General features: G+C 63.2%; 16 protein-coding genes and 4 tRNA genes. 11 read left to right on the forward strand and 9 right to left on the reverse strand.

The genetic code is table 11. The features are described 5' to 3' along the window. Positions 1 to 6: 6 nt before the first annotated feature. From BN1143_RS17915 to BN1143_RS17925, 3 genes are read right to left on the reverse strand one after another with little or no spacing between them, the layout of a single operon-like run. Entirely contained in the window at positions 7 to 1,284 is a 1,278-nt protein-coding gene (locus BN1143_RS17915) for a sigma-54-dependent transcriptional regulator (RefSeq protein WP_042051595.1), read from the reverse strand. Then, positions 1,268 to 3,703, reverse strand: coding sequence for an ATP-binding protein (locus BN1143_RS17920; RefSeq protein ID WP_042051596.1), 2,436 nt, complete (start codon positions 3,701 to 3,703; stop codon positions 1,268 to 1,270). Before BN1143_RS17920 ends, BN1143_RS17915 begins: the two co-directional genes overlap by 17 nt. Then, positions 3,700 to 4,959 carry an ABC transporter substrate-binding protein gene (locus tag BN1143_RS17925; RefSeq protein WP_197069884.1) on the reverse strand — a complete coding sequence of 420 codons (1,260 nt, stop codon included), beginning with the start codon at positions 4,957 to 4,959 and terminating at the stop codon, positions 3,700 to 3,702. Before BN1143_RS17925 ends, BN1143_RS17920 begins: the two co-directional genes overlap by 4 nt. A gap of 314 nt (positions 4,960 to 5,273) precedes the next feature. On the opposite strand from BN1143_RS17925, the gene BN1143_RS17930 reads away from it, so the two are divergent. Next, complete coding sequence (locus BN1143_RS17930; RefSeq protein ID WP_005307086.1) at positions 5,274 to 6,611, forward strand: MFS transporter; 1,338 nt, start codon at positions 5,274 to 5,276, stop codon at positions 6,609 to 6,611. 71 nt (positions 6,612 to 6,682) lie between these two features. Here the strand turns inward: BN1143_RS17930 and BN1143_RS17935 are convergent, their stop codons facing one another. From BN1143_RS17935 to BN1143_RS17960, 6 genes are all read right to left on the reverse strand, one after another. Beyond that, positions 6,683 to 7,207, reverse strand: a complete 525-nt coding sequence (locus BN1143_RS17935) for an RICIN domain-containing protein (RefSeq protein ID WP_042051600.1) — start codon at positions 7,205 to 7,207, stop codon at positions 6,683 to 6,685. Between the two features lie 14 nt (positions 7,208 to 7,221). Further along, entirely contained in the window at positions 7,222 to 7,656 is a 435-nt protein-coding gene (locus BN1143_RS17940) for a ricin-type beta-trefoil lectin domain protein (protein WP_042051601.1), read from the reverse strand. Positions 7,657 to 7,879: 223 nt separating this feature from the next. Continuing rightward, positions 7,880 to 7,956, reverse strand: a tRNA-Pro gene (locus BN1143_RS17945). A gap of 64 nt (positions 7,957 to 8,020) precedes the next feature. Beyond that, a tRNA-Leu gene (locus BN1143_RS17950) sits at positions 8,021 to 8,106 on the reverse strand. Between the two features lie 20 nt (positions 8,107 to 8,126). Further along, positions 8,127 to 8,202 (reverse strand) — tRNA-His (locus BN1143_RS17955). A 50-nt stretch (positions 8,203 to 8,252) separates the two neighbouring features. Beyond that, positions 8,253 to 8,329: transfer RNA gene (locus tag BN1143_RS17960), tRNA-Arg, on the reverse strand. Between the two features lie 260 nt (positions 8,330 to 8,589). On the opposite strand from BN1143_RS17960, the gene BN1143_RS17965 reads away from it, so the two are divergent. The 10 genes from BN1143_RS17965 (at position 8,590) to BN1143_RS18005 (ending at position 24,476) form a co-directional block, all read left to right on the forward strand. After that, positions 8,590 to 9,153: a TetR/AcrR family transcriptional regulator gene (locus tag BN1143_RS17965; protein ID WP_042051602.1), complete on the forward strand. Its 564-nt coding sequence runs from the start codon at positions 8,590 to 8,592 to the stop codon at positions 9,151 to 9,153. Between the two features lie 32 nt (positions 9,154 to 9,185). Further along, the gene (locus BN1143_RS17970; RefSeq protein ID WP_042051603.1) at positions 9,186 to 10,292 is read left to right on the forward strand and encodes an efflux RND transporter periplasmic adaptor subunit; all 1,107 of its coding nucleotides are present in this window, start codon (positions 9,186 to 9,188) and stop codon (positions 10,290 to 10,292) included. Between the two features lie 15 nt (positions 10,293 to 10,307). Beyond that, positions 10,308 to 13,388, forward strand: a complete 3,081-nt coding sequence (locus BN1143_RS17975) for a multidrug efflux RND transporter permease subunit (RefSeq protein WP_010635626.1) — start codon at positions 10,308 to 10,310, stop codon at positions 13,386 to 13,388. A 122-nt stretch (positions 13,389 to 13,510) separates the two neighbouring features. Further along, positions 13,511 to 15,478: an ATP-binding protein gene (locus BN1143_RS17980; RefSeq protein WP_185450505.1), complete on the forward strand. Its 1,968-nt coding sequence runs from the start codon at positions 13,511 to 13,513 to the stop codon at positions 15,476 to 15,478. A 76-nt stretch (positions 15,479 to 15,554) separates the two neighbouring features. Further along, positions 15,555 to 16,904 carry a glutathione-disulfide reductase gene (gene gorA, locus BN1143_RS17985; protein WP_042051604.1) on the forward strand — a complete coding sequence of 450 codons (1,350 nt, stop codon included), beginning with the start codon at positions 15,555 to 15,557 and terminating at the stop codon, positions 16,902 to 16,904. A 92-nt stretch (positions 16,905 to 16,996) separates the two neighbouring features. Continuing rightward, complete coding sequence (locus BN1143_RS22805) at positions 16,997 to 17,281, forward strand: hypothetical protein (protein WP_231570680.1); 285 nt, start codon at positions 16,997 to 16,999, stop codon at positions 17,279 to 17,281. A gap of 10 nt (positions 17,282 to 17,291) precedes the next feature. Next, the gene (gene kdpA / locus BN1143_RS17990) at positions 17,292 to 18,986 is read left to right on the forward strand and encodes a potassium-transporting ATPase subunit KdpA (protein ID WP_042051605.1); all 1,695 of its coding nucleotides are present in this window, start codon (positions 17,292 to 17,294) and stop codon (positions 18,984 to 18,986) included. Positions 18,987 to 19,041: 55 nt separating this feature from the next. Then, positions 19,042 to 21,099: a potassium-transporting ATPase subunit KdpB gene (kdpB, locus tag BN1143_RS17995; RefSeq protein WP_005307107.1), complete on the forward strand. Its 2,058-nt coding sequence runs from the start codon at positions 19,042 to 19,044 to the stop codon at positions 21,097 to 21,099. 158 nt (positions 21,100 to 21,257) lie between these two features. Next, positions 21,258 to 21,785 (forward strand): potassium-transporting ATPase subunit C, encoded by a 528-nt coding sequence (locus tag BN1143_RS18000; RefSeq protein WP_017780326.1) that lies wholly within the window; start codon positions 21,258 to 21,260, stop codon positions 21,783 to 21,785. 102 nt (positions 21,786 to 21,887) lie between these two features. Next, a complete protein-coding gene (locus BN1143_RS18005) occupies positions 21,888 to 24,476 on the forward strand; it encodes a sensor histidine kinase (protein ID WP_017780325.1) in 2,589 nt (862 codons plus the stop codon). Positions 24,477 to 24,498: the final 22 nt, after the last annotated feature.

Here is a 24,498-nt window from a genome sequence, read left to right on the forward strand (position 1 = left end):
AACCCCTCAGGTGGCCGGCTTGAACTGCTCCTTGTCGAGCTGGTGCTTCTTCATCCGCAGGTAGAGCTTCTTGCGCGGGATGCCGAGGTACTGGGCGGCGTCGGTCACCCGGCCGGAGAAGAGGAACAGGGTATCCTCGATCACCCGCCGCTCGAACTCCTCCACCAGATCGTCCAGCGGCTCTTTGCCGCTGGCCAGCGGCATGGCCCGCTCCGCACCGGCCAGCTTGACGATCCCCACCGCATAGAGCTCGGCCACGTTGCGCAGTTCACGCAGATTGCCGGGCCACTGATGCCGCTTGAGCGTCTCCAGATAGGCGCGATCCACCGCCGGCACCGGCCGGCCGATACGCTTGCAGCCCTGTCGCAGAAAGGCCCGGAACAGGGGAATGATGTCGCAGTTGCGCTCCACCAGCCGCGGCAGCCTGAGCCGCACCTGGGAGAGGAAGTAGTAGAGCTCAGGCATCAGCTGCTGGCGCTCCACCAGCGCCTCCGGCGACTCCTCGAACAGCGCTATGGTGCGCAGCGACTTGCCTCCCTTGCGCTCCTGATCCAGCAGGTGGTTGCCGAGCCAGCGCTGGCAGTCGGCGCTCAGGCGGGCCGGGGATTGCAGCACCAGCGTGCCCTGAGCGGCCTGCGCCAGGCTGGCCTGCACCTCGGCCAGACTGGGTGCCGACCCGCAGTCGTGCAGCTGGAAGGCCTGCTCTCGCCGGGCGCTGATCCTGTGCAGCAGCCGGGCCAGGGTGTGGCGGCCAGAGCCGGCCGGCCCCTCCAGCAGCAGATCCTTGTCGGTCTGCGCCAGCTGGTTGAGCTGGCCGCGGATCGCCACTATCTGCGGGCTGGTACCGATCAGTTCGTCATCCACCGTCGCCTGGATCTCGCTGCGGCGCGCCAGCACGGCGCTGCGCTGCTGGCAGGCCCGCTCCAGCAGGCCCAGCAGATCCTGGGGATGAAGTGGTTTCTCCAGAAAGTCGAACGCCCCCTGCTTCACCGCCTTCACCGCCAGCGGGATGTCACCGTGGCCGGTGATCATGATCACCGGGATCTCGGCATCTATCTCGTGCACCCGAGTCAGCAGCTCCATGCCGTTCATGGCGGGCATGTAGATGTCAGAGACCAGCACCCCGGGCCACTGACCGGCCAGCAGTTCCAGCGCCTCGTGGGGGGAGGTGGTCGCCCTCGGCTGGTAGCCGGAGAGCCGCAACAGGTGGCAATAGGACTCCAGCACGTCCTCGTCATCGTCCACCAGCAGCACGTTGGCGGGACGGTTAGCGGGCAACAGCATAGATGGCACTCTCCTCGTTCTGATGGGCGTTCGACCCGCCAGGGTCGGCCGCCGCCAATTCCACTATCACCATGGCGCCGCCGGTCAGCGCCGAACCCAGCATGATCTCGCCGCCGCAGCGGGCCAGCAGGGAGCGGCAGATGGTCAGCCCCAGTCCCAGTCCAACCTCCTTGGAGGTGGTGAAGGGGGTGAACAGCCTGGGCAGGATCGCCTCGCCGAAGCCGGCGCCGCTGTCGACCACCGCCAGTCGCAGCCGGGCTTCGTTTTGTTCCAGCAACTGCAACCGGATCTCGCGCCGCGCCAGCCCGGCCACCGCGTCCAGCCCGTTTACCAGCAGATTGACCAGCACCTGCTCCAGCAACACTGGGTCGGTCTCGAGCCAGAGCCCCTCCGGCAACTCGTTGCAGAGGGTGCAGCCATCGCGCTTCGCCCGCGTCTCCAGCAGCAACATGGCCTGTTCGGCCAGCGCCCCCAGCTCGAGCCGGACCCGCACCTCCTCGGCCGGCGACTTGCGGGCGAAATGGCGCAGCGCATTGATGATGCGGCTCATGCGCCGCCCCAGCTTGTCGAGCTTGCCCAGGTCCTGGTCCAGCGCCTGCAGCTGGCCAGCGGCGAGGGCCGCCCGGCTGGTGTAGAGGTAGGTCATCATTGCCGACAGCGGCTGGTTCAGCTCGTGGGCCAGGCTGGTCATCGCCTGCCCCACCACCGCCATCTTGGCCGCCTGGATCAGCTCATCCTGGGTCTGCAGCAGGGTACGCTCCGCCTGCTGGCGCTGCACCACCTCCTCGGCCAGCAGCCGGTTGTTCTCGGTCAGCTCGCGGGTTCGCTCCGCCACCCGCAGGCTGAGCTCCCTGGCCGTCAGCTCCTGGCGGGTGACATCCGTGATGGTGATGATGAATCTGTACCCGCGCCCCTGTTCGAAGCGGCGCAGGTTGAGATGCAGGAAACGGGGCGTCTCGTCCTGATCGCAGGCCAGGGTGCACTCGCTGTGGCCGAGCCGGTGCAGCGGCTGGTCCGCCCCGAACTGCTCCGCCAGCATCGCCCTCGCCGCTGGCGGAAAGGCCTGCCACAACGGCCGGCCCGGCTCGACGCCGGTCTGCCGGAACAGGGTGAGCACACTCGGGTTGACCGACTCTATGGTGCCATCAGGATGGCAGGTGATGAGGCAGGCCTGGGTGTTGTTGATGAGGTTGAGGGCATTGGCCCGCTCCATCTGCTGTAACTGCTGGCTGAAGTGGCGCAAACTGTCGCCCAGTCGGCCGATCTCGTCCCGGCCGCTGGTGCTGACCGGCACGTCCAGCCGGCCTGCCGCGACCCTGTCCAGCTCCTGCCCCAGCAGGTCGAGCCGCTTGATCAGCCGGCGGCCGATCAGCACCACCAGCACGAAGATGCTGAGCAGCAGGGTGAGCGCCAGCACCACCAGGATCACCAGCTTGCCGGTCGCCACCTGCTGGCTGCTGTCCTCCCCCAGTGCGCTGAGAGAGCGGTTGGCGTCGCTCACCATCAGGCTGACCTTCTGGTGATAGCGCGACACGGCGTCGTCCAGCCGGGGGCGCAGGGCCGTCAGCTGCTGATGGGTTTGCACATCCGCCAGCAGCAGCCGGTGCAGCGGGCCGTCCGGCTTCACCAGGGTGATGATGTCCTGCAGGATCTGGCGGTAGCTCACGGTCGAGGGGTACTCCGCCAACCGCGAGGTCAGCTCGTCTATCTCGTCGATCTTGTAGCCGATGAACAGGAAGGCGCTCTCCAGATCCTGCTGATAACGCTGGGCGATCACCTCGCCGACCAGGGACTGCAGCTCGTTCTCCTTGAAGGTGAGATCCTGCAGGGCGGAGAACTCCTTGATGACGTTGCCAAACTCGCTCATGTCGTCCGGGCTTGCCACCATGCCGGTCAGGTGCCACTCCACCTCCTGCAGCAGAGGGGCGGCATCATCCACCAGATCCTGATGCAGCCAGTTGCTGCGCTTTTGCAGTTGCTGCAGGGTTTCGGCGTGCTCGATCTGCTGCTTGAGGTAGCGCCCGTGATCCGCCACCAGCGCGCTCAGCTCCCCGAACGCCTGGCGTTGCGAGGGTGTCTCCTGATCCCCCGGGGTGCCCAGCCGGTAGGCGCGCTGGATGTCCCGCAGGGTGGTCGACACCGAGTGGGAGAGGCGCTGGTACTGCACCGGATCCCGGGTGTCGCGCAGCTGGGCCAGCAACAGCAACAGGCGGGAACTGGCCCGCTCCAGCTGATAGGCGTTGTCGATGGCGGGCAGGCTCTCCTCCACGATGAGGTGGATCTGCCGGCCCAGCCGATCCCACATCACATAGGCGGCCATGCCCATGGCGCCGGTCAGGGCGGTGATGGCCACGAAGGCGAGGATGAGCCGCCGCCCCAGGCTGCGCGGCATGGCCAGCAGGTGTCCCAGCCGGCTCATGGCCTGGCCGCCTGTTCGACCAGCCGCTGCGCCTCGTTCAGGCGCGCCTCGGTCGCCTGGCGCCACTGGTGCATCACCCGCTCCGCCTGCGGATTGCCCTGCTCCCGGTCATAGAGGCCGTCAAACAGCGCCAGCAGGGCCGGATCCTGCGCCTCCTGCTCGCTCAGCGGCGGCATGCTCGCCTTGGCGATGGCCTGTTCCAGCAGTGCAACCCGCCAGGGCTCGCCATGGGTATTCAACCCGTTGATCCCCTGCCAGGTCATCTTCAGCCTGGGCAGCTGCTGGGTGATGGCCTGCTCGAACAGGGCCTTGAGCAGGCCTGCCCGTCGATAGAGCAGCGTCTTGTCGGTGACGTAGCGGGTCTGCCTGGCCAGCCCGGGCTGGCTCAGCGTGGCCTTGGCCATGCCGGGTGTGGCGAGGATCCCCTGCCCCTTGTCGGAGAGCAGGTACTGGATGAAGAGGGCGCCACTGTGCGGATTGTCCGAGCGACGGGGTACCCCCAGGTAGGTCGGCAGGATCACCGAGTCGGGCATGATGTTGAAGCCGACGTGATCGAAGCGGGCCTGGCTGGTGAGGGCGTAGCTGTCGATCACCGGGCCGGCCCCCGCCAGACCGCGGCTGATGCCGTCGCTCACCCCGAAGCTGCGCGCCGTGATGGCCGACAGGTTGCCACCCAGCCGCATCAGCAGGGCCCAGCCCTGCTGCCAGCCATATTGCTGCAGCACGCTCTCCACCATCATGTGGGTGGTGCCGGACTGGGAGGGCGAGCTCATCATCACGTGCCCCATGAAGAGCGGGGACGCCAGTTGCTGCCAACTGGTGGGCTGCGGCAGCTGATATTTGGCCAGATAATGGCGGTTATACATGATGCCACTGCTGGAATAACCGACCACGGCCACTTTATTGCCCAGCCCCAGAGTATGGGGAGCGAGCCATTTGGGCGGCATAGTTTCATTTGGCAAAGCCGCCAACAAACCGGCTTTGTCCAGCGTGTTAAAAAAAGTCGGCGAAGAGGACATGATAATATCGACTTGCGGTGCATCGGCCTCCGTTAATAAGCGCAGGGAGGGAATGGTGCGCCGATAAATAACTTCGACCCGGATCCCGGGATATTGTTCGGCAAAGCCCTCGATCACCGCCTTGACCGGCGCCTCCGAAAACGAGGTGAGCACCGTCAGTGAAGCGGCCTGCAGGGTGCTGAATGGCAACAAAACGCAGCCCATGAACAGGGCCAGCCGGCGGCAAAAGAGGTGCATGACTATCGGTCGACTCGCGCGTTAATTCAGGAATATGTGCAGTACATCTAATATTCGGCACATGCCGTAATTTTTATTTTCACGAGGATGAGCCAGTTCTGACCCATTATGCCTCGGCACGCGGCTATTGTTATTCATCGAATATCAATAGGACAGTTCAAATATGTCATTTTTGACTCATGGTTTTCCCATGATTGAGTCAGAGTTGACCCATATCCGGCTTTTTGCCGGCTGAATTTCTCCCTTCATATGATGGCAGCCGCTATCAGAGCTCCCTCTGAAACCATGCTGCCAAAATAGAAACGGAGAACCCCATGTTCAACTTCTTCAAGACGCGAGCCGACCTGCCGGTCATGGATGCCTCGCCCGATAAAATCCGCTCGATTTACCGCAAGTACCAGTGGCAGGTCTTCCTGGGGCTGGTACTGGGCTATGCCATGTTCTATGTCGTGCGCATGAGCCTCAACGTGGTCAAGAAACCCATGCTCGACTCCGGCGTGGTGACCTTGGAGGAGCTGGGGGTGATCGGCTCCGCCTTCCTGTTCACCTACGCCGTCGGCAAGTTCTCCAACGGCTTCCTCTCCGACTACGCCAACATAGGCCGCTTCATGTCGGTCTCGCTGGGGCTCTCGTCCATCTGCACCATCCTGATGGGAATGAACACCGCCACCTTCTTCCTGGTGCTGATGTGGGGCCTGAACGGCTGGTTCCAGTCCGTCGGCTCCGCCCCCTCCTGCGTCTCCATCTTCCAGTGGTTCTCCCCCAAGCAGCGGGGTTCGGTCTACTCGGTCTGGGGTGGCTCGCGCAACATAGGGGAAGGCATCTCCTGGATCCTGACCGCCACCATCGTCAGCTACTTCGGCTGGAAGGCCGGCTTCATCGGCGCCGGCATCGCCTCCCTGATCGCCGCCCTGTGCATGTATCTGGTACTGAAGGATCGGCCGCAGACCTATGCCCTGCCGGAGCCGGCCGTCGCCTTTGGTGAAGCCCCCGAGATCGCCAAGAAAGTGGATCCGGCCGAAATCCGCCGCGCCCAGCTGTTCGTGCTCAAGCAGCCCGTCGTCTGGCTCATCGCCGCCGCCTGCGCCTGCATGTACATGTCCCGCTACGCCATGAGCTCCTGGGCCGTGCTCTACCTGCAGGAGCAGAAGGGCTACAGCCTGATCGACGCCGGTTTCGCCATGTCGGCCTACCCCATCGCAGGCTTCCTCGGCGCCATCCTGGCCGGGATCATCTCCGACAAGGTATTCAACGCCAACCGCCACATCCCCACCCTGCTGTACGGATTGGCCAACGTGGCCGGCATGTGCCTGATGTTCTGGGGCCCGCAGAGCCGCATGATGGATGCCGTCGCGCTGGCCCTGATCGGCTACGCCATCGGTGGTCTGGTGGTGTTCCTGGCCGGCCTGACCGCCTGCGACCTGATGCCCAAGACGGCGGTCGGGGCCGTGAAAGGCTTCATCGGCCTCTGCTCCTACATCGCCGCCTCCATCCAGGAGCTGGTCTCCGCGGCCCTCATCAAGACCAGCGAGATCGACGGCGTGACCCACTATGACTTCAGCAGTGCCCAGTACTTCTGGCTCGGTGCCTCCGTGGTCTCCATGCTGCTCGCCATGACGGTGTGGAACGCCAAAAAAGTCGTCAACTACTGATCCCCGTTCACCGGGACACGCCAAAAAACAATGCCAGTCAGTTGATGCTGACTGGCATTGGCAATCCGGGGTTACTTTCTTCGAAAGCGCTGGTTGTCGCCCCCATGGCACTGCCAGAGGATCAGGGGAGTGCCATTGGCACTGCCATCCTTGGATACATCCAGACAGAGGTGGCTGCTGCGGCTGACCAGCCGATCCCGCTCCCAGCGCCACTGCTGGTTGCTGCCGCCATGACAATCCCAGGCGATCACCCTGGCCCCGGTGTCGCGATTTCCACCCGCCACATCCAGGCACTTGCCGCCGACCTTCACCGCCTTGCCATCCAGACGAAAGCGCTGGTTCTCTCCGCCGTTGCAGTCCCAAAGCTGCAACTGGTTGCCATTGCGCACGCCACCGGCAATGTCGAGGCATTTGCCATTGGCTGCCAGCAACTGGCCCCCCGACTCTTCTCGCTTGCGGGCTTCCTTCTTCTCCTGCTTGTGGTCGTAGTAGGCGGCAGCACCTATGGCACCGATCACCACGGCCCCCAGCAGAAAATCCGAAGAGTCCAGACTCTGGCACCCTCCCAGCGAAAGCGAGAGACAGGCGGCAATCAAAGGAGATGGACGCATCACTCAATCCCCCCGACCAGGAAGCTCTGATTGGCACCACCATAGCACTCTGCCAAACGCAAGGGCGTATTCGGGGTGTGACGCCGCCCCGCGACATCCAGACAACGGGAGGCCTTGTTGTTGAACAGCTTGTCCTCCCGCCACACCCACTGGGCATGACCATCGCAGGGAGCCAGGATCAGTTCATTGCCGCTTCTGGCCTGCAGGCATGTCTCCTGCATCTTCAGCTCTCCCAGCGCCCACTCAAACGACCTGGTGTCTTTGGCACCGCATACCTGGGTAACGGCCTGCTGCCCGGCAACACCGACACAGAAGCCGTTGTAGGTCAGCAAGAGGGAGGAGGCAGACTCGCTCTGCGATTGAGAGACCATGGAGTTCATCACCTCATCCATCGGCGGCTTGAGGGTACAACCGCCCAGCAGCAGGGCGGCCATGACTGCGGGTCTGCAGGAGAAAATCGAGATTTTGTTATGCATAAAAAAGCCTGAAAGAGGTCTGTGACATCCGGTCACCAAGGACTCCAGCTGGCAGGATAACTGAAGGGGGGACAAGACTGCCCGGATAGAGTGTAAACAAACGTTACAGCGGCGCGGCAAGCCGGGATGATAGGCAAGGCAGAAAGCAAAAAACCCCGCCGAAGCGAGGTTTTTCAGAATGTGGTCGGTGATAAAGGATTCGAACCTTTGACCCTCTGGTCCCAAACCAGATGCGCTACCGGGCTGCGCTAATCACCGAGAATATTTTGATTCTACAAAAAACAAAGACGACCATGCGGTCATCCTCGTTATACAGCAAGTATGGTGCGAAGAGAGGGACTCGAACCCTCACACCCGGGGGGCACTAACACCTGAAGCTAGCGCGTCTACCAATTCCGCCACCTTCGCGTACCTGACAAGCTGTAAAATGGGGTGGCTGATGGGGCTCGAACCCACGACAACCGGAATCACAATCCGGGACTCTACCAACTGAGCTACAGCCACCACAGCTGTTTTCGTTCTTCAACTCGCCCGTTTAACCGGCGCACTTTTGATGGTGCGCCCGACAGGATTCGAACCTGTGACCTCTGCCTCCGGAGGGCAGCGCTCTATCCAGCTGAGCTACGGGCGCTACGCTGTCGAACGGGGCGCAATATTAATGATGAGGACCCACCTTGTCTACCCTTTTTTTATCAAGCCGAATCAACCGCTTGTTTTTCCATCGTTTCTGGCTTTTTTTAAGCGATTTTGTGTTATTCAGGCCGGTTTCGGCCCCTCCCCGCTACTTTTGACCCCACCCCATCTTGCTGACAGCGATGGGCAAAACTTGACTTGCCTCAAAGCCTCCCTAGAATGAATGAACGTTCATTCAGTCGTTGTGATCATCCAATCATGAACAAGAAAGAACGCATTTTCGATGCGGCTCATGAAGTACTCGGCGAACAGGGTTTCCACGGCCTCTCCATTGCCGTGGTGGCCAAGAAAGCCAGGGTGGCGGCAGGCACCATCTATCGCTATTTCAGCGACAAGGATGACCTGATCCGTCAACTCTATCGGCACACCATCCTCCAGTGTCATCCCCTGGTCATGGAAGGCGTGCAGACAGAGGAGGTATCGTTCGAACAATTTCGGCGGCTGTGGCTCAACATCCACGCCATCTTTGTCGACGAACCGAACGTGCTCAAATGCAAATTGCAGTATGAAACATCCCCGCTGGGAGCGGAGCTGGAGCAGGACCCGGTCAACCAGGCCGCCTGGGCCCCGCTGGATCGCTTCTACGAACGGGGGATAGAACAGGGCCTGTTTATCGACCTGCCCGTTCGGGTACTGCAGGTGCTGAGCCTGGACTGTGTGGCAAATCTGGCGTTGCAAAGCCAGGTGCACCAATTCGAACTGACGCAAGAGCAGCTGGAAGCCGTGATCCGGGCCAGCTGGCGAGCCATTTTGACCCCTTAAACATTGCACTCATATCTCAGGAGCGAGAGTTCATGAAAAAGTGGATGAGCATCATGTTGCTCATCGCGCTGGCCCTGTTCGGCAGCGTGATTGGCTTCAACCTGTTCAAGCAAAAGATGATAGCCAACTACATGGCCAACATGCCGGAGCCCGAGTTCCCGGTCACCACCCACAAGGTGGAGACCCGTGACTGGGTACCGACCATCGAGGCGATCGGCTTCATCGAACCCAATCAGGGGGTGACCCTGTCAACCGAGCAGTCCGGTACCATCGACAGCATCTCCTTCGAATCCGGCGCCACCGTCAAGCTGGACCAGCTGCTGCTGAGCCTGGACGCCAGCGTCGAGAAGGCCAACCTGCGCGCCTCCATGGCCAAGCTGCCGGCGGCCAAGGCCAAGTACGAACGCTACCAGAACCTGTTTACCAAGGGTTCCATCTCCCGCGACCAGCTGGATGATGCCGAGGCGACCTATCGCTCCCTCGAGGCCGATATCGAGAGCCTGAAATCGACCATCGCCCGCCGCGAAGTGCGCGCACCGTTTGCCGGCGTGGTCGGCCTGCGCAACGTCTTCCTCGGCCAGTACCTGCAGCCGGGCACCGACATAGTGCGGCTGGAAGACACCAGCGTGATGCGCCTGCGCTTCACCGTGCCGCAGACCGACATCTCCCGCATCAGCCTGAATCAGGAGATCCGGATCAACGTGGATGCCTACCCGAACCGCCAGTTCAAGGGTCACATCAGCGCCATCGAGCCGGCCGTCAACTACCAGAGCGGCCTGATCCAGGTGCAGGCGAACATCCCCAACAACGACGGCCTGCTGCGCTCCGGCATGTTTGCCCGCGCCAGCATCCTGCTGCCGGCCCAGAAGGACCAGATAGTGCTGCCGCAGACCGCCATCACCTTCACCCTGTACGGCGAGAACGTCTACCTGGTCAAGGAGCAGGACGGCGTGAAACGCGTCGAGCAGGTGGTGGTCAAGGTGAGCGAGCGCAAGGGCAACGATGCCCACGTGGTCTCCGGCATCAAGGCGGGTGACGAAGTGGTCATGTCCGGCCAGGTACGCCTGAGCAACGGCGCCAAGGTAAAAATCGTGCAGGACCAGGGTCTGAAGGTTCCTGACCAGACTCCCATGCTGTAAAACGCGGAGAGACAGATGCGCTTTACCGACATATTCATCAAACGGCCCATCCTGGCCATCTCGATCAGCTTCCTGATCGCGTTGCTGGGTTTGCAGGCCGTGTTCAAGATGCAGGTGCGGGAATACCCCGAGATGACCAACACGGTCGTCACGGTCAGCACCAGCTATTACGGCGCGAGTGCCGACCTGATCCAGGGCTTCATCACCCAGCCGCTGGAACAGGCTATCGCCCAGGCGGACAACATCGACTTCATGACGTCGTCCACCCAGCTCGGCAGCTCCACCATCACCGCTTACATGAAGCTCAACACCGATCCCAACGCCGCCCTGTCCGACATTCTGGCCAAGGTCAACTCGGTGCGATCCCAGCTGCCCAAGGAGTCGGAAGACCCATCGGTCACCATGTCCACCGGCTCCACCACGGCGGTGCTCTACATCGGCTTCACCAGCCCAGAGCTCAACGCCAGCCAGATCACCGACTACCTGGAGCGGGTCATCAAACCCCAGCTCTTCACCGTCGGCGGCGTCTCCAAGGTCGACATGTACGGCGGTACCAAGTACGCCCTGCGGGTATGGCTGGATCCGGCCAAGATGGCGGCGTTCAACCTGACCGCCGCGGACGTGATGAACGTGCTCAACAGCAACAACTATCAGTCCGCCACCGGCCAGGCTACCGGCTACTTCACCCTCTACAACGGCAACGCCGAGACCCAGGTCAACACCACCGAGGAGCTCGAGCGCCTGGTGGTCTCCACCCGTGACGGCAAGGTGATCCGCCTGGCCGACATCGCCAAGGTGACCCTGGAGAAGAGCCACGACACCTATCGCGCCACCGCCAACGGCCGCGAGGCCGTGGTACTGGCCATCAACGCGGCGCCGACTGCCAACCCGATCAACATCGCCCACGACGTGCTGGCGATGCTGCCGAGCCTGAAGAGCAACATGCCGAGCACCATGGAGGCCAACGTCCTCTATGACTCCACCGTGGCCATCAACGAATCGATCCACGAGGTGATCAAGACCATCGCCGAGGCAGCCGCCATCGTGCTGGTGGTGATCACCCTGTTCCTCGGCTCGTTCCGCGCGGTCATCATCCCGATTATCACCATCCCGCTCAGTCTGATCGGCGTGGTGATGGTGATGCAGATGTTCGGCTTCTCCATCAACCTGATGACCCTGCTGGCCATGGTGCTGGCCATCGGCCTGGTGGTGGATGACGCCATCGTGGTGCTGGAGAACGTGGATCGTCACGTCAAGGAGGGAGAAGATCCGTTCCGTGCCGCCATCATAGGCACCCGCGAGATCGCCGTGCCGGTCATCGCCATGACGGTCACCCTGGCCGCCGTGTACGCGCCGATCGCCCTGATGGGGGGCATCACCGGCTCCCTGTTCAAGGAGTTCGCGCTGACCCTGGCGGGCGCCGTGTTTGTCTCCGGCATCATAGCCCTGACTCTGTCGCCCATGATGTGCGCCAAGATGCTCAAGGCCAACGAGGAGCCGGGCAAGTTCGAAAGCACGGTACACCACCTGCTCGAACGCATGACGGTGCGTTACGACGCCATGCTGCACGCCGTGATGCAAAAGCGCATCGTGGTGGTGCTGTTCGCCGTTATCGTGTTCGCCAGCCTGCCGATGCTGTTCAAGTTCATCCCGAGCGAGCTCGCGCCGAACGAGGACAAGGGCGTCATGGCCGTGCTGGGGACCGCCCCCTCCAACGTCAACCTGGACTATATCCAGGGGACCATGGAGCAGGTGAACAAGGTGCTGGACTCCCAGCCGGAAGTGGCCTTCTCCCAGGTCTTCTCCGGGGTGTTCAACGCCAACCAGGCGTTCGGCATCGCCTCCATGGTGCCGTGGAGCCAGCGTGAAGCGAGCCAGAAAGAGGTGCTGGACCGGGTGGCCGGGCTGGTGAAAGACGTGCCCGGCATGTCCATCACCACCTTCCAGTTCCCGGAGCTGCCGGGCGCCTCGAGCGGCCTGCCGGTGCAGTTCGTCATCACCACGCCGAACAACTTCGAGAGCCTCTATCAGGTGGCCAGCGAGATCCTGACCGCAGCCCAGGGGAGTGGACGCTTCGTCTACTCCGAGCTGGACCTGCAGTACGACTCCGCCACCATGAAGATCAAGATCGACAAGGACAAGGCGGGTGCCTATGGCATCACCATGCAGGACATCGGCATCACCCTGGGCACCATGATGTCGGACGGTTACGTCAACCGTATCGACCTGGATGGCCGCTCCTACGAGGTGATCCCGCAAGTCGAGCGCAAATACCGCCTCAACCCCGAGTCGATCAAGGGCTACTACGTGCGGGCGGCCGATGGCAAATCCATCCCGCTCGGCAGCCTGATCAGCATCGAGGTGATCGGCGAGCCGCGCTCCCTGCCCCACTTCAACCAGCTCAACTCCGCCACCATAGGTGCCGTGCTGATGCCTGGCACCACCATGGGTGATGCCATCAACTGGCTCAACACCACGGCGGACGAGAAGCTGCCGCAGGGCTACCGTTACGACTTCATGGGCGAGGCCCGCCAGTTCGTGACCGAGGGCAGCGCCCTGTACGCCACCTTCGGTCTGGCGCTGGCCATCATCTTCCTGGTGCTGGCGATCCAGTTCGAGTCGGCCCGTGACCCGCTGGTGATCATGGTCTCCGTGCCGCTGGCCATCAGCGGGGCGCTGATCGCCCTGGCCTGGGGTGCCGCCACCATGAACATCTACTCCCAGGTGGGTCTGATCACCCTGGTCGGCCTGATTACCAAGCACGGCATCCTGATCTGTGAAGTGGCGAAGGAGGAGCAGCTGCTGCACGGCCGCAACCGGATAGAAGCCGTCATGACTGCCGCCAAGGTGCGTCTGCGACCCATCCTGATGACCACGGCCGCCATGATCGCCGGTCTCATCCCGCTGCTCTATGCCACGGGGGCCGGGGCTGCCCAGCGCTTCAGCATCGGCATCGTGATCGTGGCCGGTCTGGCCATAGGTACCGTGTTCACCCTGTTCGTACTGCCGGTGATCTACACCTACCTGGCCTCCGAACACAAACCGCTGCCGGTATTTGATGAATCCATTCCGCCCAAGGCGAAAGGGAGTCATTAAAAACCTTTTTGAATCAACAAGGCCCCGTTTCGGGGCCTTGTTTTTATCACGCGAACGAAACACGACATAAGTGCATGAAGCAGTTAAACTAAATGGCAATATATCCAGACCGCAAGGACGCCATGTCAGGACTCTTCTCCAAGACCGCTAGGGCCGTCGGCCGTAACGGACTCTCATACCGCCTGCTCTCCTACATTCTGGTGTGCAGTACCGTATTGGCGATGATCATTACGGTGTTGCAGCTTGCCTGGGATTACCGCAAGGACGTGGCCGTCATCGAGGACAGCATCGGCCAGATTGAGGCCTCCTTCCTGCAGCCCATCGCTGCCAGCCTGTGGAACCTGGATGAAGAGCAGGTGAAGGTGCAGATCGAGGGCATCATGAACCTGCCCAACATGCAGTTCGTGATGGTGAAGGAGATGCTCGGCAACTCGGAAGTGCCGCTGCTGACCCAGGGGGTGGAACGGGAAAGCTACGACATCTCCCGCGAGTTCAACCTCACCTATCAGGGCGAAGTGGTGGGCAAGCTGTTCGTCGCGGCTTCGCTGGAGCAGATCTACCAGCGCCTCATCGAAAAATCCGTGCTGATTATGGTCAGCCAGACCATCAAGACCCTGGTGGTCTCGTTTTGCATCCTGATCATCATTTATTACCTGGTGGTGCGTCACCTCAACCGCATCGCCCACTACGCCCAGAAGTTGAATCTGGACCGGCTCACCAACGAGCTGACTCTGGAGGGGCGCCAGCTGCCCCGCAAGAAACCCGACGAGCTCGATACCCTGGTCGCCACCCTCAACCAGATGCGCACCCGGCTGCTCGACGAATTTGCGGCGCGCCATCAGGCCGCCGAACAGCTGCAGCAGGAGCGGGACTTCTCCGCCACCCTGATCAACTCAGCCAACATGGTCATCTGCTGCATGGAGCCGGACCTCAACATCGCCAGCATCAACCCGGCGGCCATACTGCTGACCGGCTACCACCAGCAGGAGATACTGCAGCACAACTGGCTGGATCTGTTCGTCAGCAAGGAGCAGCGCGACCAGCTGGCGGCCACCCTGGCCGATCACGGCTCCATCGAAGACAAAGAAGTCATGATGCATGACCAGCAGGGCCACGAGCTGGTGCTGCAGTGGACCTTCGCCCCCTTCTATGAAGGGCCCAACCTCAAATACCTGATCGGCTTCGGCTACGACATCACCCGCCTCAAGAAGGTGGAGCGGGAGATCATCCAGCTCAACGAACAGCTGGAGGGCAAGGTGGTGGAGCGTACCCGCAGCCTGAGCGATGCCAACGACCAGCTGGGCAAGGCCTACGACGATCTGAAACAAGCCCAGCAGACCCTGGTGGAGTCGGAGAAGATGGCTTCCCTCGGTTCCCTGGTGGCCGGCGTGGCCCACGAGATCAACACCCCCATCGGCATCAGCGTGACCGCCTCCTCCTACCTGCAGGAGCGGGTGGCTGACTTCAAGCAGCACATCGAATCCAAGCAGCTGTCGCGCTCCTATCTCACCGAATTCACCGTCAATCTGGATGAATCCATGCAGCTGCTGCAGGGCAACCTGCGCCGCGCCTCCGAGCTCATCGCCAGCTTCAAGCAGGTGGCGGTGGACCAGTCGTCCGAGGCACGCTACAACTTCAGCCTCGCCGACAACCTGCATCAGGTGGTGGTCTCCCTCGGTCACAAGCTGAAGAAGGCCCAGTGCGAAGTGGATATCCAGTGCGATCCCAAGCTGTCGATCTTCTCCTTCCCCGGCAGCTTCACCCAGATCTATTCGAACCTGATCCTCAACTCCATCAACCACGGTTTCGACAACTGGGACAAACCCAAGAAGATCACCATCAAGGTAGAGCAACAGGGTGAAGAGCTGCTGATCGACTACAGCGACAACGGCCGCGGCATCCCGCCCGAGATACTGCCGCGCATCTTCGATCCCTTCGTCACCTCCAAGCGGGGCCAGGGCGGCAGCGGGCTCGGCACCCACATCATCTACAACCTGGTGGTGCAGCTGCTGCGCGGCCGCATCAACTGCATCAGCGAACCGGAGCAAGGCGCCCAGTTCCATATTCGCCTGCCGATCCAACATAACTGAGTGCTGGCTCTTGTGAGCCAGCCGCTTTATCCCCATCATGCTGTGATTGCATTCTTAATGAGCGGAGAACCTCGCAATGGCACAGCATTTTGACTATATCGCCATCGGCGGCGGCAGCGGCGGCATCGCCTCGGCCAACCGGGCTGCCATGTACGGTAAGAAAGTTGCCCTGATTGAAGCCAAAGAGTTGGGTGGAACCTGCGTCAACGTCGGCTGCGTGCCGAAGAAGGCCATGTGGTATGCCGGCCAGATCGCCGATGCCCTGAAATATGGCGCCGACTACGGCTTCGACACCACTCTCAACCACTTCAGCTGGGCCAAGCTGGTCGAGTCCCGCCAGGCCTATATCGGCCGCATTCATCAGTCCTACCAGAACGTGCTGGGCAAGAACCAGATCACTGTCATCAAGGGCTTCGCCCGCTTCGTCAGCAGCAACACCATCGAGGTGAACGGCGAGCAGTACTGCGCCGATCACATACTGATCGCCACCGGCGGCCGCCCCGAAGTGCCAGCCATCCCGGGTGCCGAGCTGGGCATCGACTCCGACGGCTTCTTCGAGTTGCAAGAACAACCCAAACGGGTTGCCGTGGTGGGTGCCGGTTATATCGCGGTGGAGATCGCCGGCGTGATGCAGGCGCTCGGCTCCGAGACCCACCTGGTGGTGCGCAAGCACGCACCGCTGCGCAACTTCGACCCCATGATCCACGAGACCCTGGTGGAGATCATGGCGCAGGAAGGACCCAAGCTGCACACCCACGCCATTCCGAAAGCCGTGGTCAAGAACGCCGACGAGAGCCTGACCCTGCAGCTGGAAGATGGTCGCCACCTCACCGTCGACTGCCTGATCTGGGCCATCGGCCGTGTCCCGGCCACCGACAACCTCAACCTGGCCGCCACCGGTATCACGCTCGACGAGAAGGGCTTTATCCCGACCGACAAGTTCCAGAATACTGCCATCGCCAACCTCTATGCCGTCGGTGACAACACCGGCCGCATCCAGCTCACCCCGGTGGCCGTTGCGGCGGGCCGTCGTCTCTCCGAGCGGCTGTTCAACAACAAGCCGAACGAGCACCTCAACTACGATCTGGTGCCGACCGTGGTGTTCAGCCACCCACCCATCGGCACCATAGGGCTGACCGAGCCGGAAGCCGTCGCCGAATATGGTGAAGATCAGGTCAAGGTCTACCGCAGCCAGTTCACCGCCATGTACTCGGCGCTGACCCAGCATCGCCAGCCTACCCGGATGAAGCTGGTCTGCGTCGGGCCGGAAGAGAAGGTGGTCGGCCTGCACGGCATCGGTTTTGCCATGGACGAGATCCTGCAGGGATTCGGCGTCGCCATGAAGATGGGCGCCACCAAGGCGGACTTCGACAACTGCGTTGCCATTCATCCCACCAGCGCGGAAGAGTTTGTCACCATGCGCTGAGGGAGCTAGGGCATAGAGGTCAAACCGGCCACTGCGTTCCCACTCCCCATCCCACCAGCGCGGAAGAGTTTGTGACCATGCGATAAGCATGTTTGAAGCTGGCCTGTCACTATCAGGTCAGCCTCAGCCACTTGCTACCAAACCCGGCTCAGGCCGGGTTTTTCGATCTTTCCCCTCCCCCAAATAGCGCCCACACCTGCTTTTTTACGCCGATTTTACGCCTGCCAAATCCGGCTTTATGGCGCCTTTACGCCGGTTATTCCTACCATTTGGTCGTCAATTACACCAATGGAGTCGATATGAATTGGCTATATCTGCTGCTGGTCCTCGCCCTCGCGGGCTATCTGCTGCGCGCCCTTGCGCGCACCCATGAGTGAGGAACCGGAAATGTGGCAAGAGATTATCTATCCCGTCGCGTTCGTACTGCTGGTGCTGCTGCCGGCGCCTCTGCTTGGCAACTACCTCTATCGGGTATTTGAGGGCAAGAGTCGCTGGCTGGCTCCCGTCGAGCGCGCCACCCTGGCCTGCTGCGGCACGGACGGGCGCGAGCAGGACTGGAAGTCCTACGCCCTCAGCCTGCTGGCCTTCAACGGCGCCGGCTTTGGCCTGCTGTTCCTGATCCTGCTGGCGCAGGGGCTGCTGCCCCTCAACCCGCAACAGCTGCCCGGGCTGAACTGGCAACTCGCCTTCAACACCGCGGTCAGCTTCATGACCAACACCAACTGGCAGGCCTACTCCGGCGAGGCCAGCCTCTCCTACTTCAGCCAGATGGTGGGGCTCACCACCCAGAACTTCGTCTCCGCCGCCACCGGCGCCGCCGTTGCCATCGCCCTGTTCCGCGGCATCGCCCGCCAGCAGACCACCCACCTTGGCAACTTCTGGCAGGATCTGGTGCGCTTCTGCCTCTACGTGCTGCTGCCGATGGCACTGATCCTGGCGCTGCTGCTGGTCTGGCAGGGAGTACCCCAGAGCCTGTCGGCCTACCTGCCGTTCCACGCGCTGGAAGGCCAGGAGCAGCTGTTGCCGCTCGGCCCGGCGGCCTCCCAGATCGCCATCAAGCAGCTCGGCTCCAACGGCGGCGGCTTCTTCGGTGTCAACTCGGCCCATCCGTTCGAGAACCCGACCGCCCTCTCCAACTGGCTGGAGATGGTCGCCCTGCTGACGCTGGCCGCCGCCATGGTCTGCACCCTGGGTCGCTACGTGAAGGATCTGGCCCACAGCCGCGCCATCCTTGTCGCCATGACCCTGATGATGGTGATCGGGCTCTTCGTCTCCATCACCCAGGAGCTGAAACCGGACCCTGACCTCGCCCAGCTCACCACTGACGCCAGCAACATGGCCGGCAACTGGGAAGGCAAAGAGAGCCGCTTCGGCCCCCTGCTCTCCAGCATCTGGGAAGTGGCGACCACCAGCGCCTCCAACGGGTCGGTCAACGCCATGCACGACAGCTTCACCCCTCTCGGTGGCATGGTCGGCATGATCAACATGCTGCTCGGCGAGGTCATCTTCGGCGGGGTCGGCTCCGGCATCTACGGCATGATGCTGTTCGTGCTGCTGACCGTGTTCCTGTGCGGCCTGATGGTGGGGCGTACCCCGACCTACCTGGGCAAACGGCTCGGCATCACCGAGATGAAGTGGGTGGTCGCCAGCATGCTGGTGATGCCGATCGGGGTATTGGTGATCGGCGGCATTACCCTGCTGATGCCGGACTCCGCCACCGTCATCGGTCACGACGGCCCCCACGGCCTGTCCCGGCTGATCTATGCCTACGCCTCGGCCGCCGGCAACAACGGCTCCGCCTTCGCCGGCCTGGCCGCCGCCGACAGCTGGCAGTGCATCGCCATCGGGCTGGCCATGCTGCTCGGCCGCTTCGGCTACATCATTCCGGTGCTGGCCATCGCCGGCCAGCTGGCCCGCGCCCCGCGCCAGGAGCGAAGCGAGGGGGACTTCCCCGTCAGCGGCCCGCTCTTCATCACCCTGCTGATCGTCACCGTGCTGCTGATGGGGGGTCTCTCCTTCCTGCCGGTGCTGGCGCTGGGTCCGGTGGCGGAACACCTGAGCCTGCTGGGAGGTGCCTTCTGATACTGCACACCTCACTGATCGCCGTGGTCAACTATTCGATGCTGGGAGCTTTCCAATGAGCAAGTCCGCTTCAATGAGCACCGACACCCTCAAGGTGAAGGGCAAGAAACAGAAATCACAGATCATGCAGGCCATGGTGGAAGCCCTCTATCGCTTCAACCCCAGGGCGCTGCTCGGCAGCCCCATCCTGTTCACCCTCTGGCTGGCGGCCGTGATGGCCAGCGTGGAGTCGCTGCTGGGGCAGCCTGTCTCCGGCGTCGCTCCTTCGCTGGCCTGGCAGCTGACCGCCTGGCTCTGGCTCACCCTCTGGTTTGCCAACTTCGCCGAGACCCTGGCCGAGGGGCGCGGCAAGGCGCGGGCTGACAGCCTGAAGGCCGGCATGAGCCAGCTCAGGGCACGCCGGGTCACCCATCCGCAGGATGACAAGGGGGAGTGGGTGCCTGCCACCAGCCTGCGCAAGGGCGATCTGGTGCTGGTGCGCAGCGGCGAGATGATCCCCGCCGACGGCGAAGTGGTCGCCGGCATCGCCTCGGTCAACGAGGCGGCCATCACGGGGGAATCCGCCCCCGTCATTCGCGAGTCGGGCACCGACCGCAGCGGCGTGACCGGCAACACCACCGTCGTCTCCGACGAGATCTGGGTGCGCATCAGCAACAATCCGGGCGAAAGCACCCTGGATCGCATGATTGCGCTGGTGGAAGGGGCCAAGCGCCAGAAGACCCCCAACGAGATGGCGCTGGACGCCCTGCTGGTGGGACTGACCCTGATCTTCCTGCTGGTGGTGGCCACCCTGCCCTGGTTCCTCGACTACAACGGCACCCAGGTGCCCCGGCTCTACCTGCTGGCGCTGTTCATCACCCTGATCCCGACCACCATCGGCGGTCTGCTCTCCGCCATCGGCATCGCCGGCATGGACCGGCTGGTGAAACTCAACGTGATCGCCAAGTCGGGCCGGGCGGTGGAGGCCGCCGGCGACGTGCGCACCCTGCTGCTGGACAAGACCGGCACCATCACCTTCGGCAACCGGATGGCGGATGAACTGATCCCGGCCCCCGGTATCGATCCGGCCCTGCTGGCCCAGGCCGCCATGCTGGCCTCGCTCGGTGACAACACGCCGGAGGGCAAGTCCATCCTGACCCTGGCTGGCAAGAGCCACACCAGACCGAGCCAGCTGGAGAGCGATATCCTGATCCCCTTCAGCGCCGAGACCCGGCTGAGCGGGCTGGATCGCAACGGTCATCACTATCGCAAGGGGGCGGTGGATGCGGTGCTGCGCTACCTCTCCCTCGATCGCAAGGCGGTGCCCGAGCCCATCCTCAAGTCGGTGGACAGCATAGCTCGCCAGGGCGGCACCCCGCTGCTGGTCTGCACCCACGAGAAGCTGCTGGGGGTGGTGTTCCTCAAGGACATCATCAAGCCGGGCATCAAGGCCCGCTTCCAGATCCTGCGCCACATGGGGATCCGCACCGTGATGATCACCGGCGACAACCCGCTGACCGCCGCCGCCATCGCCGCCGAGGCCGGGGTGGACGACTTCATCGCCGAGGCGACACCGGAGAAGAAGCTGGCCTACATCCGTCAGGAGCAGGCCGACGGCCGGCTGGTGGCCATGTGCGGGGACGGCGCCAACGACGCCCCTGCTCTGGCCCAGGCCGACGTGGGGCTGGCCATGAACGAGGGCACCCAGGCCGCCAAGGAGGCGGGCAACCTGGTGGATCTCGACTCCAACCCCACCAAGCTGCTGGACGTGGTGTTGGTAGGCAAGCAGCTGCTGGTAACCCGTGGCGCCCTGACCACCTTCTCCATCGCCAACGACGTGGCCAAGTACTTCGCCATCCTGCCGGCCCTGTTCATCGCCGCCTATCCGCAGCTGGGGGCGCTGAACCTGATGCAGCTGGGCAGCCCGGAAAGCGCCATCCTGTCGGCCATCATCTTCAACGCCCTGATCATCGTCGCACTGGTGCCGCTGGCCCTGCGCGGGGTCAGCCTGCAGGGCACGGCAGCCAGCCTGCTGCGCCGCAACCTGCTGCTCTACGGTGTCGGTGGTCTGATCGTGCCCTTTATCGGAATCAAGTTGATCGACCTGGTCATCACCGGCCTGGGGCTGGTGTGATGAAAACGCAGCGCGATGGTATCCACGGCCAGATCGTGCACCCATGCATCGGCATCAAGCTGATCGACCTGGTCATCACCGGCCTTGGGCTGGTGTAACGGCATTACCGGATGCGGGGCAGACCCGCATCCACCCAACGCATTTGGAGCAAAAAAATCATGATAGCAATCAGAACCCTGCTGACCCTGACCCTGCTGCTGGGGGTGGCTTATCCGCTGGCCGTCACCGGGCTGGCCCAGCTTGTTTTCCCCTGGCAGGCCAACGGTAGCCAGCTCACCAACGACAAGCAGCAAGTGGTCGGCAGCGCCCTGCTGGCCCAGAAGTTCGAGCGGGCCGACTACTTCCACTCTCGCCCCTCCGCCAGCGACTTCGCCACCATAGGTGGCGGCGCCAGCAACCTGGGGATGAGCTCGCCGCTGCGGGCCGAGTTTGCCGCAGCGGTGGCCAGGGCGCAGCCGGAAGCCAGGGTCCCCGCCCTGCTGACCCGCTCCGCCTCCGGCCTCGATCCCCATCTGCCGCTCGATGCGGTGCTGGCTCAGGTGGAGCGGGTTGCCGGGCAACGGGGGCTGGATCCCGTTCGGCTGACGGAGCTGGTCAAGTCGGCGGCACAAGCTGGTATCCTTGGCCCGCAGGTGGTCAACATTCTCCAGTTGAACCTGCAACTCGATCATCAAAAGGGCGCCTGAGGGCGCTCCTTGCCGCTCGGGAAGGCTCCCTTTCGACAACGGGGACAAGCATGAGCAATGAGGTCACGGCCGCGGTTCGGCCGATGCAACGGGAGCGCGGGGATGCGTGATGAAGTGAGGGCGGACGCCCTGCTGGCGAGCCTGGAACAGGAGCACAGGGGCAAGCTGAAGGTGTTTCTCGGCGCCGCCCCCGGCGTGGGCAAGACCTACGCCATGCTGCAGGCGGTGCGGGAACAGGCCAAAGAGGGGGTCGACATCCTGATCGGGGTGGTGGAGACGCACGGCCGCCAGGAGACCCTGGCCCTGCTCGACAAGCTCGCCATCCAGCCGCGCAAGCTGCACCTGCACCGCCAGCAGCGGTTGGAGGAGATGGATCTGGACGGCCTGCTGACCCGCAAACCCGCCATCGCCGTGGTGGACGAGCTGGCCCACAGCAACGCCCCCGGCAGCCGCCACGAGAAGCGCTGGCAGGATGTGGAGGAGCTGCTCGGCGCCGGTATCGACGTCTACACCACCCTCAACGTGCAGCACCTGGAGAGCCTCAACGATCTGGTGTGGCAACTGACCGGGGTCAGGGTCAAGGAGACCCTGCCCGACCAGGTGCTGCTGGAAGCCGACAGCCTGGTGCTGATCGACCTCCCCCCCAAGGAGCTGCTCGGCCGTCTCAAGGAGGGCAAGGTCTATGTGCCCCACCAGGCCAAGGCCGCCCTGCAGTCCTTCTTCTCCCTCAACAACCTGACCGCCCTGCGGGAGCTGGCGATGCAGACCGCCGCCAGCCACGTGGAGGGGGATCTGCAACTGCAGTGGCAGGCCGCCGGCAAGACCACGCTGCCGCTAAGAGGCAAGCTGATGGTCTGCCTCGGCGACGAGCACGGCGCCGCCCTAGTGCGCTACGGCCACCGCTTCGCCCAGCGCCGCCAGCTGCCCTGGCTGGTGGTGCACGTCGACAGCAAGGGGCAGCGTTCCGCCGAACAGGAGCAGGCGCTGGCGCTCGCCTCCCAGCTGGGGGCCAAGGTGCTGACCCTCTCCAGCCCGGCGGTGGCCGACGCCCTGCTGGAGACGGCCGAACAGCAGCAGGTGTCGCAACTGCTGCTGGGCAAACCCCACAAGGCGCCGTGGCGCCGCTCGCTGGTGCAGCATCTGCTCAGGCAGGCACAGGGGCTCGAGATCACCCTGGTGGATACCGAGAAACGCAAACCCGGCCTGAACTGGCAGCCGCTTCACCCCAAGGACATTCGCCAGAGCCTGCTGGCGGTGGTCATCATGGGGACCACCTCGGCCGCCGTCTGGGGACTATCCCACTGGCTGCCGCCCGCCTCCCTGCCCATGCTGTTCGTGCTGGGGGTACTGGCCACCGCGCTCACCACCAGCCTGGTGCCCGCCATCCTGGCCGCCGTGCTGGGCTTCGTCGGCCACAACCTGTTGTTCACCGTCCCCTACTTCTCCCTCAGCGTCGCCAGCCACAGCGACCTGCTCACCCTGTTCGTGCTGCTCATCGTCGGCATCACGGCCGGGCGGCTCGCCTCCCGTCAGCGCCAGCAGCTGGTCGGCCTGCGCGAGACCCAGCAGCTGGGCAATGCCCTGCTCTCCCTGAGTCAGGGGTTGGCCACCGCCAGCAGTCCGGTCGAGGTGCTCAGGCAAGGGAGCCAGGCCATCTCGCTGGCACTGGGCCAGCCGGTGTTTGCCCTCGATCGGCACTACCAGTACTGGGCCGGCTCGACCGAGCACAAGCCGGGGCAGACCGACAAGGCGGCCATCGACTGGTGTCTGGCCCAGAAGCAGAGCGCCGGCGCCCACACCGCCACCCTCAACGCGGCCGAGGCCCAGTACCATCACCTCAGCGATGAGCTGGTGCTGGGCATACTGCTGGCCAATCCGCTAGCCTCCTCGGCCGAGCATCAGCTGCAGGCGCTGCTCACCGATATCCGCGCCGCCCTGGCCCGGATCGACCTCAACGAGCGGCTGGCCGACAGCCAGCTGCAGGCAGAGACCGACCGGATGCGCGCCGCCCTGCTCTCCTCAGTCTCCCACGATTTGAAGACGCCGCTCGCCACCATCATGGGCGCCGGTAGCACCCTGCTGGAATATGGTGACCGGATCAGCAGCGAAGACCGCAGCGAGCTGTTGCACTCGGTGCAGGAGGAGGCGCGCCGCCTGCACAGCTATGTGCAGAACCTGCTGGACATGACCCGCATCGGCTCACCCGACTTCCAGCTGAAACGGGACTGGGTCGATCTTGCGGATCTGGTGGAGAATGCCCGCCGCCGGCTCGACTCTTCCTGGCGCCAGCACAAGCTGCTGGTGCACTTCGATCAGCAGATCCCCCGCCTCTATGTGCACGGCGCCCTGATCGAGCAGGTGCTGGTCAACATCCTCGACAACGCCTCCCGCTACTCGCCGGCCGGCACCCCCATCGAGTTCAAGGTGATGCTGGCGGACCCCGACCTCATCATCGACATCATAGATATCGGGGTCGGCATCGCCGAGTCGGACCGCGACAAGATCTTCAACCTCTTCTACACCCAGCCGGTCGGTGATTGCGGCAGCCGTGGCACCGGGCTTGGCCTCGCCATTTCCCGCGCTATGATAGAGGTCCATGGGGGCCGCATCTGGGCCTTTTCCGGCCCCAACGGCAACGGCACCTGCATGCGCATCTCCCTGCCGCTGGCCCTCAATGCTCCGGCGGCCTGATGGTCGCCGCCCTTTTTCATCA

The organism is Aeromonas dhakensis, assembly GCF_000820305.1.
GTDB classification, from domain to species: Bacteria; Pseudomonadota; Gammaproteobacteria; order Enterobacterales; family Aeromonadaceae; genus Aeromonas; species Aeromonas dhakensis.

Excerpts from the sequence above, each read along its gene's own strand:
- gorA (WP_042051604.1), top strand. The coding sequence starts at position 15,555 with ATGGCACAGCATTTTGACTATATCGCCATCGGCGGCGGCAGCGGCGGC.
- BN1143_RS17975 (WP_010635626.1), top strand. The coding sequence starts at position 10,308 with ATGCGCTTTACCGACATATTCATCAAACGGCCCATCCTGGCCATCTCG.
- BN1143_RS17970 (WP_042051603.1), top strand. The coding sequence starts at position 9,186 with ATGAAAAAGTGGATGAGCATCATGTTGCTCATCGCGCTGGCCCTGTTC.
- BN1143_RS17980 (WP_185450505.1), top strand. The coding sequence starts at position 13,511 with ATGTCAGGACTCTTCTCCAAGACCGCTAGGGCCGTCGGCCGTAACGGA.
- BN1143_RS17930 (WP_005307086.1), top strand. The coding sequence starts at position 5,274 with ATGTTCAACTTCTTCAAGACGCGAGCCGACCTGCCGGTCATGGATGCC.
- BN1143_RS17915 (WP_042051595.1), bottom strand. The coding sequence starts at position 1,284 with ATGCTGTTGCCCGCTAACCGTCCCGCCAACGTGCTGCTGGTGGACGAT.
- kdpB (WP_005307107.1), top strand. The coding sequence starts at position 19,042 with ATGAGCAAGTCCGCTTCAATGAGCACCGACACCCTCAAGGTGAAGGGC.
- BN1143_RS18000 (WP_017780326.1), top strand. The coding sequence starts at position 21,258 with ATGATAGCAATCAGAACCCTGCTGACCCTGACCCTGCTGCTGGGGGTG.
- BN1143_RS17940 (WP_042051601.1), bottom strand. The coding sequence starts at position 7,656 with ATGGCCGCCCTGCTGCTGGGCGGTTGTACCCTCAAGCCGCCGATGGAT.
- kdpA (WP_042051605.1), top strand. The coding sequence starts at position 17,292 with ATGTGGCAAGAGATTATCTATCCCGTCGCGTTCGTACTGCTGGTGCTG.
- BN1143_RS17925 (WP_197069884.1), bottom strand. The coding sequence starts at position 4,959 with ATGCACCTCTTTTGCCGCCGGCTGGCCCTGTTCATGGGCTGCGTTTTG.
- BN1143_RS17965 (WP_042051602.1), top strand. The coding sequence starts at position 8,590 with ATGAACAAGAAAGAACGCATTTTCGATGCGGCTCATGAAGTACTCGGC.
- BN1143_RS18005 (WP_017780325.1), top strand. The coding sequence starts at position 21,888 with ATGCGTGATGAAGTGAGGGCGGACGCCCTGCTGGCGAGCCTGGAACAG.
- BN1143_RS17920 (WP_042051596.1), bottom strand. The coding sequence starts at position 3,703 with ATGAGCCGGCTGGGACACCTGCTGGCCATGCCGCGCAGCCTGGGGCGG.